This window comes from Pseudomonas sp. GW823-FHT02C02, from assembly GCF_058797635.1.
The window spans coordinates 1-14,534 of sequence record NZ_JBXAJV010000033.1 but is presented as its reverse complement, the minus strand read 5'-3'; the positions used below and the strand labels follow the sequence as shown (position 1 = coordinate 14,534).

The window sequence follows — 14,534 nt, the reverse complement described above, 5'->3', positions numbered from 1 at the left end:
CCCCCCCCCCCCCCCCCCCCCCCCCCCCCCCCCCCCCCCCCCCCCCCCCCCCCCCCCCCCCCCCCCGCTCCTACAGGTTTTTCGTGGGCGAGCAAGCCCACGGTGGCCAGGGGGCTGGCCACGAGGTCAATCAGGACGCGATAGTGAAGCGTCAGACAGCAGGCGGTTTGCGCGCTGCTTTAGGCTTCTTCTCGGCAGCTTTTTCGCCGGGCGGAATTACCTTTGAAGCCGCTGCAGGCTTGGCCTTGGCTTTCGGCTCGGGCACCTTGCCATTGGCTTTGGCCACAGCAGGCTTGGCAACCGTTTTACTGCCGGCAGCCTTGGGCAATTTTTTGGGGGCCAGGGCTTCGGCTTCAGCCAGCTTGCGCGCCATCTCCCAATGCCGGGCGTCCTGGCCCTCAGGCTTACCTTCCGATTCCCAGATTTGATAGGCAAATTCGCGAACGCGTTTATCGTCGGTACTCATCGCAATACTCCTGAACTGAACTCAAGCTTGGGTAAACGTTTGAATAAAGAGATTGACCGGGAAATCCCCCAGCGCGGCGCTGATGTTCAGCTCCCTGTGGTGTGTGACTGCGGTGCTCGAGAAAAGTCCCTTCAGATTTTCCTCGGAAGCGGTGAACGGTAATTTCACCCGTGTATCGCCCCAGCGCAGCGCGTCAACCCAGGGTTCGGCACTGTTTTCCAGCAGCGGGGCGCATCGAATCGGTACGATCACGATGGCCCGTTTTCCCTGATGTTCGCGAGCAAAGGCCAGCACTCGGTGAGCCTGGCTGCCCACGACCTCAAGGGCTTGATACGTCCCTCGTCGAAACAGCTCCGCATGCTCGGCCCGCAGGTTCAATACCTGCTTGATCAGGGTTTGCTTGATGTGCCCGTCACGCCAGTTGGTCAACAGGTCAGGCAGATTCAACGGAACCTGCATCGCCTGTTGGCGGCTCACGTAATCCACCGGCCGGCGGTTGTCCGGGTCCACCAGCGAGAAGTCCCAGTACTCGTTGCCCTGGTAGAGGTCCGGGATCCCCGGCACGGTCATGCGCAGCAAGGTTTGCGCCAACCCGTTGAGGGCACCGGGGACGGCGATGGTCTTGGCGGCTTTGCTGAGTGCGGTGCACAAAAGCTCGCCTTCAGGGCTGAGCAGCAAGCGTTGCAGGAATTGCTGAACGGCGTTTTCGTAAGCCTCGTTCGGCGCGCTCCAGCTGCTTTGCAATTTGGCTTCGCGCAAGGCTTTTTGTTGCCACTGCCACACCCGTTGAGTGTAGTTCTCCAGCGCCGGTTGATCGTAACCGTGCAAGTCGAGTGGCCAGCTGCCGAGGAGCGCTTGATACAGGATCAATTCATCGCCCGCCGAGGGCATCTGGTCGTCTTCACGCAGGGGCCGGGCAAGTGTCCGCCACAGCGGGACCTGCTCGGCGTACCAGGCGCTGCGTTCACTCAACACCGCCAACCGCGCGCGGGTGTCTTCGCCGCGTTTGTGGTCGTGGGTGGCGGTGGCCAGCAGGTTGTCCGGAAACTGCTCCAGGCGATTGATGCAGACGGCATGGAAATCGGCGACCGGCGCACTGAATTGCTCGGTGCTGAAGCCCACATCATTGCGCGACAGCAGCACCGCTGAGCGATAGAACGCGGTGTCTTCCACAGCCTTGGCTGCGGCGGGTGAAGTCAGTTGCTGGAACCGCACACACGCATGCTTGAGGATCTTGCGCTGACGACCCACCGGGCGTTTGCGCCACGGCTCACCGCCGAGCCAACCGGCCAGGCAATCGAGCACCGGCCAATCGGCCTCGCCGAGGGTCTGCCGGGCACCGTCCATGGCCTGCTGGAAAAACACATCGTCTTCGGCAGAACGGCCACGCGGGCTGATGTAGGTGCGGTACACCGGGAAATGCACGATCAGTTCCTGCAACGCCCGACGGATCGCGCCCAAGGTCAGGTCGCGGGTCATCAGATCGTCCCGAGCCACTTGCAGCAACGCCTGGGCCACACTCTCGAAATCGCCGGCCAAGGAGCCGTTGAGAATCTGCTGGCGCGCCAATTGCGCTTCCTGACGGAAGTCGGCGGGTCGTTCGCTGAAGCGATTCCACAGTTCACCCAGAACCTTTTCACCCTCGGGATCGTGCTGCAGCAACGACAACTGGTTCATGAATTCGTAACCGGTGGTGCCGTCCACCGACCAGTCGCGGTGCAGGGTTTCACCTTCACCGAGAATCTTCTCGACGTAGATTGGCAGGTGCCGGTCGGGCGACAGGGTATCGACCCGACGCCGTAGTTTGCGGCAGTAGCCGCGCGGGTCGGCGAGGCCGTCGATGTGGTCGATGCGCAGACCGTCGACCAGCCCTTCAGCCACCAACTCGAAGATTTTCGCGTGGGTCGCTTCGAACACGGCGGGGCGTTCGACCCGCAGGCCGCCCAATTCGTTGACATCGAAAAAACGCCGCCAATTGATGTCATCCGCCGCCGTGCGCCAACTGGCCAGCCGATAGCTTTGGCGTTCGAGCAGGTTGTGCAGCCGCTTAAAACCATCGGGCGTCAGCGAATCGTAGGCACTGAGATTCTGCTGAATGCACTGCAGGATCGCAGGGTCACTGGCCAGTTCGCGCAGCTCTGCCTTCAGCGGTTGCGCCAGGCTGTGCGAGTCGGTCTGGTAGCTCAAAGCACTGAAACGGTCGGCGAGAAACTTGAGTTGCTCGTCGTCGGTTCGCAGCAGTTCACCGTAGCTCGACGGGCAGATCGGGAAGTGATGCTCGTAGTGCTCGACATAAAACGCACCGCGTTGTGCATCAAAGCGCAAGGGCAGGGTGCCGTCTTGCAAGGCGACGCCGTAATCGCTGCCGAGGAAAGGCAGCAGCAACTGGCCCTCCATCAGCGGGTCGGGTGAGTGCCATTGAATGTCGAAAAACTCGCCGTAAGGGCTCAGGCGTCCCCATTCCAGCAAGTCCAGCCACCAAGGGTTATCACTACCGCCGACGGCCATGTGGTTGGACACGATATCGAGGATCAGCCCCATCTTGTGTTCGCGCAGGGCCGCAACCAGGCGGCGCAAGGCCGCTTCGCCGCCCAGCTCAGGGTTGACCGTGGTCGGGTCCACCACGTCGTACCCGTGCATTGAACCGGCGCGGGCAGCAAGCAGTGGCGAGGCATAGACGTGGCTGATGCCCAGGCTGGCAAAGTACGGCACCAACGGCACGGCTTGATCCAGCGTGAAGCCTTTATGGAATTGCAGGCGCAACGACGCGCGAAGCGGCAGCGGTTGTATTGACTGATTCATTGGTCACGCTCGCCAGCCTGAAGTCGCGCGCAGGCGAGCAATTCCAGGCGCCGCGAGGCGTCCGGGTCATCGAGCAGCGCTTCACTGCTGCCCGGCAAGCGCCGCGACCAGTTGGGGTGCGTGTCGATGGTGCCGGGCAGGTTGGCCTGTTGTTCGATGCCCAGGGCATCTTCCAGTGGCAGCAACACCAGCGGTGCCCGGGTATGCCCGAGAAAGCGTACCGCCGCGTCCAGTATCTGGTCCGTCTCATGGGATTCTTCGCGGAAGTTCTGCGGGTCCTCGCTCAGCACGCGACGCAGGCCTTCACGCTCGCGCTCACGGTGATGGCGCCATTCGATTTCACCCGTGGCATCGACCAGGCCCAATCGGGCGTTCCAGTCGATGTCACGGCCATGCCACCAGCCATTGAGCGTCGGCAGGTCATGAGTGCTGGTGGTCGCGAGGGCGTTGTCCGGCCAGTCGAGAATCGATTTGAAGTGCGCGTTGTCCTGTTCAAACAGCAGCACGCGCATGCCGAGGATCGAGCGGGCGATGAGTTTTTCCCGCAGACCATCGGCCACCGTCCCGAGGTCTTCGCCCAGTACGATCGCCTGATGGCGATGGGATTCAAGGCTGAGCAGGCGCAGCAGGTCGTCCACCGGGTAATACAGGTAGGCGCCGTCGGCGGGCGGCGAGCCATTGGGGATCACCCACAGCCGTTGCAGGCCCATGACGTGATCAATGCGCAAGCCGCCGGCGTGGGCGAAATTGGCCCGGAGCATTTCGATGAAGGCGCGAAAGCCGTTGCGCACCAGGCCTTCAGGAGAGAACGCGGAAATGCCCCAGCCCTGGCCGGTGCGGTTGAGAATGTCCGGTGGCGCTCCCACCGTCAGTGAGGCGAGCAGTTCGTCCTGGCGACTCCACGCCTGACTGCCACCGCCGTCGGCACCCACCGCCAGATCAGCGATCAGCCCAATGCTCATCCCCGCGCTGCGGGCGGCGGTTTGTGCGCGCTCCAGACAACGGGTGATCAGCCATTGGCTGAACGCGAAGAAGCCAATGCGACCGGCGTTCTCTTCGGCAAATTCGGCGAGGGCGGCGCTGCGCGGGTCGCGCCATTGTTCCGGCCACTCGCGCCAGTCGAGGGTTTCACCCTTGGCGGCGCGCGCTTCTTGTATGGCTTCGAAGCGGCAGTGGTTTTCCAGTGCCTCACCGGCCGCGTGGCGGAAACTGCTGAAATCGGCATGCAACGGGTGTTCGCCCTGGACGAAGCCTTCATACAAGGCTTGCAGCAAACGATGCTTGGCTTCGGCGGCCACGGGCCAGTCAATCAGCGGCTGTTCTTCCAGATGTTGCAGTTCGGCAGCGAGGCCGGTGGCGTCTATCGCGGCACGCCACGCGCGCTCGCCGAGAATAGCGCCCGGCGCGGCGTAGAGGCTGTTGAGAAACAACCGGCTGGACGGTGAGTACGGGCTGTAGCGTTGGGTGTCGCTGCCAAACATCGCGTGCAGCGGACTGATCGCCAGCGCCTCGGCACCGCGTTCGCCGGCCACTCGAGCGAGGTCTTCCAGCGCCTGGGTATCGCCGAACCCGCCATCGCCGGCGCGACGCAGCGAGTACAACTGCACGCTGAGGCCCCAGGTGCGCGGGATCGGACTGTCGACGGCATCGCCGACGCTGTAGCAGCGCGCCGGTGCCACGGCCAGGGTAAATGATTGTCCGTCGATGCTGACGTGCTGATACCCGACCGGAACCAGGCCGGGCAGTTGGGCCTCGGCGTCCAGTTTCAGGTTGAGTCGTGAGCCATCTTCAAGGTGGATCTCGCACGGCGATTCCGGTTCAAAGAAATGCGCCAGGTCGAGGCTGACGCCGAAATCGGCGGTAATGAGCGGCGGCAGATGCCGGGTCTGTTGCACCTCCTGCAATTGCAGGAGGCTGGCGTCGATTTCCTGTGCGGTGCTGGCCGGGTGGCCGAGTCCGATCAGGACATTGCGCAATACCGAGGGGGCGACTTTCTGCGGGCGGCCGTTGGCGTCGATCCAGTCGACTGCCAAACCGGCACGGCCGGCCAGTATTTCCAATTGCGCATCACTCATTGGCGCTCTCCATCCGGGGGTAGCAAGGGGCTGCGGCCGTGAGGCTGACTAGCGCGCAATACGGGGCAAGGGTGCCCTGTTCCAACAGGCCGGCTGACTGAGGCGGCGTTTCGAACAACAACCTGGCGTCGGCCTGTGGGGAGTGGACCACTGGCTTGTCGCTGAGGTTCAGGTCAATGCGCAGCTGACGGCCATTGCCCAGTCGCCAGCGCGCTGTCACTGCACCTTCGCCCAACACCTCGGCACCCAGGGCTTGAGCGCCCGGCAGGTGGGGGATGATGTGGTCGTGGCGAATCCGCAGCAGTTGGTGATACAGCCCCTGCATGGCCGATTGCCGGGTGGCGGTCAGTTTTGGCCGCGACGCTTCAAAGGTCTGAGGCGCGTTCGGATCGGGGATCTGTTCGCGTCTATGAGGATCGGCAAAGGCGCTGAAGGCCGCGAATTCATTCCGTCGCCCTTCACGGACCAGCTCCGCCAGTTCACCGTGGTGACTGGTGAAAAACAGGAACGGCTCTTCGGCCGCGAATTCGTCGCCCATGAACATCAGCGGGATCATCGGCGACAGTAGCAACAGCGCGGTCGCCGCTTTCAGGGCTTCGAGGGGAGCCAGTTGATGCAAGCGTTCGCCGAAGGCACGGTTGCCGATCTGGTCATGGTTCTGCAAAAACAGCACGAACGCGCTGGGCGGCAGGTGACCGCTGGGCTCGCCCCGGGTTGTCCCGTGGCGGGTCACGTGGCCCTGAAACACGAAGCCCTGGCTCAGGCAGCGCGCCAGTTTTTCCGTGGGGTTGTCGGCATAGTCGGCGTAGTAGGCGTCGGTCTCACCGGTCAGCAAAACGTGCAAGGCGTTGTGGCCGTCATCGTTCCACTGCGCGTCGAATCCTTCCTCCAGCAGGCTGGCCTGGTTGTGTTCGTTCTCGACCGTCAGCCAGACGTGCCGCGCCGGGTTGGTTTGCTCGCGAACCGTCTGCGCCAGTTCCTGAAGAAAGTCCGGGCTCTCAATGGCGTGCACGGCATCCAGGCGCAGACCATCGAAGCGGTATTCCAGCAACCACATCAGCGCATTGTCGATAAAAAAGTCCCGCACTTCTCGGCGCCGGAAATCGATGGCCGCGCCCCAAGGCGTGTGCTTGTCTTCGCGAAAAAAGCCCTTGGCGTAGTGATGCAGGTAATTGCCGTCCGGGCCGAAGTGGTTGTAGACCACGTCGAGAATCACCGCCAGGCCATGGCCGTGGGCGGTGTCGATCAGATGTTTAAGTTGTTCGGGAGTGCCATAGGACGATTGGGGCGCGTAGGGCAGAACCCCGTCGTAACCCCAGTTGCGATCGCCGGGGAACTGCGCCAGCGGCATCAGCTCGATCGCGGTGATGCCCAGGTCAACGAGGCGCGCCAGGTGCTTCTCGACTTCACTGAAGCCGCCGAGCGCACCGACATGCAATTCGTAGATGACCGCCTCGTTCCAGGGGCGGCCGGTCCAGGCGCTGTTCTGCCATTGATAGGCGAGTGGATCGACCACCACGCTGTGGTCGCCGATATCGCCGGCCTGCGCGCGGGAGGCCGGGTCCGGCACTTCCAGCTCGCCATCGATGTTGTAGCGGTAACGCGTACCCGCCGTGCAACGGGTCTTGATCACGAACCAGCCATCAGCCTGAGGCAGTAGCGGCAAGGATTGTCCATCTTCCAGTTCGACACTGACGTAAAACGCATCTGGCGCCCACAAGGCAAAACGCGTGTGTTCTGCGTCCAGCATGATTGCGCCGTGGGGCCAGGTCTCAAGGGTCCGTAACGGCATCGTTGAAAACCTCTTTTTACTGTTTGCCCGATTTACCCAGGGCTTTGGCGACCAGTCGTTCGTAGAGTTCGGCGTAGGGTTCAACCGCCTTGCACCAGTTGAACGGCGCGGCCATGGCGCGGCACCGCATGGCGCTGAGCAGGCCGGGGAAGGCGAAGACCTTGAACGCGCGGCTCAGGGCTTCTTGATAGCTCTCCACCGTGGATTCGTCGAACAGGAAACCGGTCACGCCGTTTTCGATGGTGTCGGCCAGACCGCCGGTATTGCGGGCCACCGGCAGCGAGCCGAAGCGCTGGGCGTACATCTGGCTCAAGCCGCATGGCTCGTAACGCGACGGCATCAACAGGAAATCACTGCCGGCGAACATGCGACGGGCGTCGGTTTCATTGAAGCCGATGCGCACGCCGATTTGCCCGGGGAAGCGCAGGGCGAGTTCCCGCATGGCTTGTTCTTCTTCGGGCTCGCCACGACCGATGATCGCGATCTGGCCCCCGTTGTTGACGATGTATTCGGAGACCGCTTCGGTCAGGTCCAGACCTTTCTGATAGACCAGGCGCGAGACCACGGCGAACAGCGGGCCTTCGGAGTCTTCCAGGCCGAACAGGTCGCGGACATGGGCGGCGTTGACTGCTTTGCCGTCCCAGTCGCCGATGCCGAACGGGCAGAACAGGTGCGGGTCGGTGGCGGCGTCCCAGCTTTCATCGATGCCATTGGGAATACCGCTGAGCAGGCCTTGCTGGGTCTTGGCGGCGAGAAAGCCGTCGAGACCGCAGCCGAAGGCCGGCGTGGTGATTTCCTGGGCGTAAGTGGCGCTGACGGTGGTGATGTGGCTCGAATAGGCCATGCCGGCCTTGAGGAACGACATCTTGCCGTAGAACTCCATGCCTTCCTGTTGCAAGGCATGGTTGGGAATACCGAGTTCAGGGCACGAGCCCAGGCTGGTGACGCCTTGATAGGCCAGGTTGTGAATGGTGAAGAGCGTCGGGGTGCGCTGTCCACGCCAGTGCATGTACGCTGGCGCCAGGCCGGCTGGCCAGTCATGGGCATGCACCAGATCCGGGCACCAGTGGATTTGTGCCAGATTGGCGGCGATATCGGCGGCGGCCAGGCCCAGGCGGGCGAAACGAATGTGGTTGTCCGGCCAATCGCGGCCGTTGTTGGCGCCGTAAGGCGAACCTTCGCGCTCGTAGAGTTCGGGGCAGATCAACACGTAAATGACCAGACCGTCCGGCATGTCCATGCGTCCGATCTTGCAGGGTGGCAGTGCGGCGTGCCCACCCAGTTCACCGATGATATGGATCGGGTTTTCACTGTGCAGCACTTGCGGGTAACCGGGGATCAGCACCCGCACATCGTGCAGATGAGACATGGCCCGGGGCAGCGCTGCGGAAACGTCACCCAGGCCGCCGGTCTTGACCAGATCGGCGATCTCGGAGGTGACGAACAATACCTTCTTTCTGTTCGGATTCTGACTGGCAGCCGGTGACAGCGTTTTGGTGCCTGGTACGCTGATCGATTTGGCGCTCGGAGCATTCACGGCGCTTGATTCGCCGACCTGCTGATGAGCACGCTCTCCCTGAATATCTAAAGCCGCACTAATCATATGAATCTCCCGTGTTGTTGATCTAATTCTAGGTCTGGCACCAACGGTGTTCGTGGCCAAATCCTGTGGCCGGGCGCAAACGCGCTTCGCATCGGTGAGCAAATGCTGCCCCATGCGCTAATGCAGAAAGGGTGAAGGGGCCGTTGCAAGGAATGCACCAGTCGCTGAGGCCCTACCTTTAACCTGACCCTTGGGCAGGACCGAAAGTTTCGAGTTTTTTACCACCAGATGACTGACCGGTTTTACCTCGCGAAAATGAGTCTAGGCCAGATCCTAGAGCGGGGCAGGTCAAGTGGCGAAATTGTTCGACAATCGGTGGGGAGAGGGTAAAGGCACAACGCTTGTAGGGGGAAACGCACCGACGAAGGGCAGGTTTATTTTTCGGCACGGGTCAAAACGGGACTGGCAAGTCACGGTAATGGGCGTGGTTTACGGGGTTTTGCACCATTGCAGTGCGAGGTGTGTCGGGTGTGAGGGCCTCATCGCGAGCAGGCTCGCTCCCACAGGATCGCGGTCATCCGTGGACTATTTTCACTGCAAGCCGCTCCCACCTTGAAATGCGGTCCACTGTGGGAGCGAGCCTGCTCGCGAAAAATATCAGGCGGTACGCGGTTTACGCCCTGAAACAAAATGACTCACATCATTGAACCCTGGCGTCGACGAATGCCCCGGCGTGACCAGCGAATCAATGAACGCCTCGTCTTCAGCCGTGATCTTCACCGCCTGCGCCTTGGTGTAAGCATCCCATTGCTCCTCGGTGCGCGGTCCGACAATCGCCGATGTCACGGCGCTGTTGTTCAACACCCAGGCAATGGCGAACTCGACAATGCCCACGCCACGTTCCTGCGTGTACCGATGAATCTGCTGGGCAATACGCAACGACTCCACTCGCCATTCGGTTTCCAGAATGCGTTTGTCAGCGCGACCGGCGCGGCTGTTGGCGTCCGGTTTCACGTCCGGCGCATATTTGCCGCTGAGCACTCCGCGCGCAAGCGGACTGTAAGGCACCACGCCCAAACCATAATTTTGCGCGGCCGTAATCTGCTCGGTCTCGGCCTGACGGTTGACGATGTTGTACAGCGGCTGACTGATCACCGGCCGATCAACACCCAACTGATCCGCCACCCGGATCACCTCGGCAATCCGCCAGCCACGGTAGTTCGACAGGCCCCAGTACCGGATCTTGCCCTGGCGAATCAGATCGCCAATCGCCGACATGGTCACTTCCAGCGGCGTGTTGTGGTCTTCGCGGTGCAGGTAATAGATGTCGAGGTAGTCAGTGCCCAAACGCGTCAGGCTGGCATCAAGGCCATTGAAAATATGCTTGCGGCTCAACCCGCTGCGGTTCGGCACACCGTCCACCGGGCCAAAGCCGACCTTGGTCGCCAGCACCCATTCGTGACGGTTGCCGGCAATCGCTTCGCCGACGATCTCTTCGGAACGGCCGCCGGTGTAGACGTCCGCAGTGTCGATGAAATTGATGCCCTGGTCCCAGGCCTTGTCGATGATCCGCATGGAATCTTCGGTACTGGTCTGTTCGCCGAACATCATGGTGCCCAGGGTCAGGGTCGACACCTGTAAACCCGAATGACCCAGCGTGCGATAACTCATGAGGAAATCCTTTTACCGTGGGAAAGCTTCAATCAAATACCAGAACGCCTGCGCGTCGAAAAGTGAATTTATACGCAAAGTGCATGACAACGTTCTTGCAGAAACGCTTGCAACACCTTGACCCGCTCCGAGACCTGCACCCGATGCGGGCACAGCAAATTGAACGGCACGCTTTCGCCTTGCCAGTCATCAAACAGCGTCACCAGCCGCCCGGCCTGCACATCGGCGGCGACATCCAGCCAGGCTTTATAAGCAATGCCATGCCCGGCCAACGCCCAGCGACGGGCGACTTCGCCGTCGTCGGTGAGGTAGTCGCCGCGCACCTCAACCTCCAACACTTCATGCTGCCGACTGAAACGCCAACAGTTATAAGGCCGGCCGTTCCGCAGGTAGAGCAGGGCGCTGTGCTCGCCGAGGTCCGCCGGCGTTTTCGGCATGCCGTGGCGGGCGAGGTAATCGGGACTGGCGCAGGCCACACGACGATGCCCCGGCAGAATCGGCAACGCCACCAGCGTCGAATCGCTGGGCACGCCGAAACGCAACGCGACGTCGACGGTTTCGCGAAAGAGGTCTGAGTGGCGGTCATTGAGCAGCAGTTGCAGTTGGATATTCGGGTGCTGGCGCTTGAAGTCATCCAGCCACGGCAACAACACATTGCGCCCGAAGTCTGACGGCGCGGCCAGTTGCAACACGCCGCTCAAGCCTTGGGTTTGAGGCTTGAGGGCCTGTTCACCTTCCGCCAGGGCGGCCAGGGCCAGACGCACGCTTTCCAGATAACGCCGGCCTTCCTCGGTCAGGCGCATGCTGCGCGTGGAGCGCGCGAACAGGCGGATGCCGAGGCGGGTTTCCAGGCGTTTGAGGGCGATGCTGGCAGCGGCAGGGGTGAGTTCCAAAGTACGGGCGGCGGCGGAGATGCTGCCGGAGTCGGCGGTGCGAACGAAGATCTCCAGGTCGAGAATCGAGCTCATGGGTAAAAATCCTTTAAAGATCCGGCGCTTTTACCGTCATATTTCGTTGATTCGCAAGCACATGCTTGAGATCGAAGCGACGCGTCGCTCCCATACGGGATGTACCACTTGTCGGGAAAGCGCCTCCACCTGTCATTTCTGACAGTAGCCAATCGCCGTGACTCACACCTTAAATAACTCCGTCGCCCAGCCCCCCTCGACAGGAGTCTCCCCATGCTCGTGCAACCCGTCCGTCACCCCGTTTCCAGGCTGCTGCGTGAACCAGAAATCCCCGGCGCCCGTCTACTGGACTCTTCCACTGACGTCTGGGCAATCAACCGCGCCGCCGCCCTGGACAACTTCCCCATCAACGGGCTCAAAGTCTACGTCCCGGCCTGGTCAAGCATGGGCAAAGGCGACAAGGTCGAGCTGCTGTTCAACGGCCAAGTGGTCAATCAGCACATCATCACCGACGACGCCGAAGTCGGTCAGCGGGTGACCTTGTGGGTCGAGCCCAGGCATTGGCTGACCGGGGCGCACACGCTGGCGTACCGGGTGACCCGTTTCAATCAGGGCGCCGAGACGTTTACGCCGGCGCTCAAGCTCTACGCCAAGCTGGAGATTCCTGCGGGCCAGGACCTTAACCCGGAAGAAGGCAGCCACTCGAACCTGTACCTGTTCATCGATCCGGCCATCGTCGAGAACATCGTCGACAAGGAGATCGCCGCGGCCGGGGTGGACATCATCGTTCGGGCCGAGTCCGGGACCGGCGTGCCTTATCCGGATGCGGCGGTGGGCGATGTCATCGTGCTGAGCTGGGGCGGTGTGCTCGTGGAATCCGCGCCGCTGACTGCCGAGCAGATCAGCGACCCGGCCACTCACCCGATCGTGATCCACGTCGACGAAGCCACCATCCTGGCCGCGGGCGACACCGACATCTCCGGGCTGGCGGTCACCTTCCGCGTGCGCGATGTGGTGCACAATTATTCGCAAGACTGGTGCAAGGCCACGCGGCTGGTGGTCATGACCGGCGTCGATTTTCTGGACGCACCGGTCGTCCAGGAGGCCGTGAACAACGTTCTCGACCTCGATGCGCTGGGCGAAGATGACATCACGGGCGAGGTCTGGGCCAAAGCGCCGGCGTTCGAGCAGGACGACCGCATCATCCTGAAGATGCGCGGCACCACCGTGGACAACGAGGCCGTGGAAGTCATCGCGCCGGCCCAGACGGTCGACAACCTGCCGCATACTTACAAAGTCATCCTGTCCAACGCCGACGTGCGCCAACTGGCCAAAACCCAGGTGACCTTTTCCTATCGCGTAGAGCGCCCGGGCGTGACCGACCCCCTGCCGTCCAAGGGGCAATTTGTCACCTTCATCGGCGAACCGAAACACCTGGCCGCGCCCAAGGCCGAAGATGAACAAAACGGCGCGATTGATCCGGACCTGCCTCACCCTCGCGTGCGGATTCCGTTCGATCCGATCATGCAGCAGGGCATGGCCATCGACCTCATCTGGGCCGGCACCCGCCCGGATACCGGCAGCTACACCCCTGAGCTGGATTGGTATTTTCCAACCTGGGAAGAGATCGAAGCCCAGCAAGATTTCTTCATCGCGGTGGACGGCAGGCACCTGAAAACCCTGGAAGGCGGCACGCTGGAGCTGTCGTACTACCTGCTCCGCGAAGGCCCGAACGGTGAAGTCATCCGCCGCGAATCGCTGCATGCGGCGCTGCTGCAGGTGGGCGAGCCGCAACTCGAACTGGTCAAACCCATCGTCCTCGGTGAACAGGACGGAGCGCTGGAGCCCGGGGACCTGCCCGGCGGCATCGGCAAACTGACCGCGCCAAGGCCGACCGTCAAACCGACCCAATCCGGTGACATCGTGACCTACACCTGGACGGGTGAAGTCACGGGTACCACGGAAGACTCCGTCACCCTCAACGGGCTGTCCAAGGACAAGGACGTGCACTTCACCCTCAACGCCACGTTTGTCGCCGAACACATCGAGCCGAACCGCGGCAAGAAGGTGACGGTGAGTTACCGGATCTGGCGGGCGGCGACGAGCGAGACGAGTTATTCGAATGTGCTGGAATTTGGGGTTGGCCAGGCGATTGGCCAACTGTTACCCCCGGCCGTGAAAGAAGCGGACGGCGGCACCCGCCTTGATCCGTTGAATGCCCAGACCCATCTGACCGCCGTCGTCAACTACGACGGAATGCTGGTCGGCGACCAGATCACTGCAATCTGGACCGGTGCCGACGGCACGCTGCCCGAGGGTTCGCATACCACCGCACCGTGGCCTGTGACCACGCTCGGGCCGCAGGAGATACCGTTGGAGCCTAAGGTAGTCGCCTTCAGCCTCGGCAAAGCGGTAACGGTGAACTACAAGGTAACTCGCGGCAGCAGCAGCCCCATGCCCTCGGACTCCCTGACGTTATCGGTGCTGCCACTGCCGGAAAACGTGCTCGACAAACCATTGATCCTCCAGGCCGCGGACAACGGTGAAGGGGCCGAATTCGACGTCAGCCAGCTGACCGACAACGCGGTGATCCAGGTTAACGCCTGGCCGTTCATTGCGCTGAAACAGTTCGTCTGGTTGCGGGTGCAAGGCACCAACAATGACGACAGTCCCTACGCCCAGACATTTTGGCAGCCGCCTCTCTCGCAAACCAACGAAACTTGGATTACCCAGGGCTTTTACACGCATCCGATTCCATTCAATGAATTGAAAAACCTGAGGGACGGGAGCGAACTGAAAGTTGAGTTCAAGGCGGGGTTGAGTGGCAGTCAGGATGAAAACAATGCGCTGCCGTTTCAGGTGCGTACCTACACGGTCAAGGCTGTGGAGGATGTGAAGCCTGCGATCACCCGTTTGACCGATTCCAATGGGGATGAGATCGCAGAAGGCGGGAGCACGGTTGATACCAGCATCACGCTGACCGGTACGGCCAGCAAAGGCCAGAAAATCGATGTGCTCGACGGTACGGTCTCCAAAGGTCAGCCGACGGCGGATTCGGGCACGGGGGTCTGGACCTTGCTGGTGTCCGGGTTGAGTGCGGGGGCCCATAGCTTTACCGCGAAGGCGTTGTACGGTTCGGGTCAGAGCTCCGCGCCACGAACCTTGACCGTGGCGGTGGCGGTCACACCGGCCATTGACTCGGTCACCGATTCCAAAGGCCCGGTCGCCCAGGGTGGCATCACCTTTGACCGATCAGTAACCGTCACTGGCAAGGCCA

General features: G+C 61.9%; 8 protein-coding genes. 1 reads left to right on the top strand and 7 read right to left on the bottom strand.

Features of this window, described 5'->3' with window-relative positions; translation table 11 throughout:
• Positions 1 to 151: 151 nt before the first annotated feature.
• The 7 genes from AC1ROI_RS33645 to AC1ROI_RS33615 form a co-directional block, all read right to left on the bottom strand.
• Entirely contained in the window at positions 152 to 466 is a 315-nt protein-coding gene (locus AC1ROI_RS33645; RefSeq protein ID WP_083376845.1) for a DUF2934 domain-containing protein, read from the bottom strand.
• A 21-nt stretch (positions 467 to 487) separates the two neighbouring features.
• Positions 488 to 3,268, bottom strand: coding sequence for a malto-oligosyltrehalose synthase (locus AC1ROI_RS33640; protein ID WP_102593619.1), 2,781 nt, complete (start codon positions 3,266 to 3,268; stop codon positions 488 to 490).
• On the bottom strand, positions 3,265 to 5,343 hold the full coding sequence (gene malQ / locus AC1ROI_RS33635; RefSeq protein WP_010459957.1) for a 4-alpha-glucanotransferase: 2,079 nt from the start codon (positions 5,341 to 5,343) through the stop codon (positions 3,265 to 3,267). Before malQ ends, AC1ROI_RS33640 begins: the two co-directional genes overlap by 4 nt.
• Positions 5,336 to 7,135, bottom strand: a complete 1,800-nt coding sequence (gene treZ / locus AC1ROI_RS33630) for a malto-oligosyltrehalose trehalohydrolase (RefSeq protein ID WP_102593620.1) — start codon at positions 7,133 to 7,135, stop codon at positions 5,336 to 5,338. The genes malQ and treZ overlap by 8 nt, the downstream gene beginning before the upstream one ends.
• A 16-nt stretch (positions 7,136 to 7,151) precedes the next feature.
• Positions 7,152 to 8,738: a glycogen synthase GlgA gene (glgA, locus tag AC1ROI_RS33625; protein ID WP_010459959.1), complete on the bottom strand. Its 1,587-nt coding sequence runs from the start codon at positions 8,736 to 8,738 to the stop codon at positions 7,152 to 7,154.
• Positions 8,739 to 9,335: 597 nt separating this feature from the next.
• On the bottom strand, positions 9,336 to 10,349 hold the full coding sequence (locus AC1ROI_RS33620) for an aldo/keto reductase (RefSeq protein WP_102593621.1): 1,014 nt from the start codon (positions 10,347 to 10,349) through the stop codon (positions 9,336 to 9,338).
• Positions 10,350 to 10,417: 68 nt separating this feature from the next.
• Positions 10,418 to 11,317 (bottom strand): LysR family transcriptional regulator, encoded by a 900-nt coding sequence (locus AC1ROI_RS33615; protein WP_102593622.1) that lies wholly within the window; start codon positions 11,315 to 11,317, stop codon positions 10,418 to 10,420.
• A 213-nt stretch (positions 11,318 to 11,530) separates the two neighbouring features.
• Between AC1ROI_RS33615 and AC1ROI_RS33610 the strand changes: the two genes are divergently transcribed.
• On the top strand, positions 11,531 to 14,534 hold a 3,004-nt coding region (locus AC1ROI_RS33610), incomplete at its 3' end, for an Ig-like domain-containing protein (RefSeq protein WP_492573985.1).

Excerpts from the sequence above, each read along its gene's own strand:
- AC1ROI_RS33645 (WP_083376845.1), bottom strand. The coding sequence starts at position 466 with ATGAGTACCGACGATAAACGCGTTCGCGAATTTGCCTATCAAATCTGG.
- malQ (WP_010459957.1), bottom strand. The coding sequence starts at position 5,343 with ATGAGTGATGCGCAATTGGAAATACTGGCCGGCCGTGCCGGTTTGGCA.
- AC1ROI_RS33640 (WP_102593619.1), bottom strand. The coding sequence starts at position 3,268 with ATGAATCAGTCAATACAACCGCTGCCGCTTCGCGCGTCGTTGCGCCTG.
- AC1ROI_RS33615 (WP_102593622.1), bottom strand. The coding sequence starts at position 11,317 with ATGAGCTCGATTCTCGACCTGGAGATCTTCGTTCGCACCGCCGACTCC.
- AC1ROI_RS33620 (WP_102593621.1), bottom strand. The coding sequence starts at position 10,349 with ATGAGTTATCGCACGCTGGGTCATTCGGGTTTACAGGTGTCGACCCTG.
- treZ (WP_102593620.1), bottom strand. The coding sequence starts at position 7,135 with ATGCCGTTACGGACCCTTGAGACCTGGCCCCACGGCGCAATCATGCTG.
- glgA (WP_010459959.1), bottom strand. The coding sequence starts at position 8,738 with ATGATTAGTGCGGCTTTAGATATTCAGGGAGAGCGTGCTCATCAGCAG.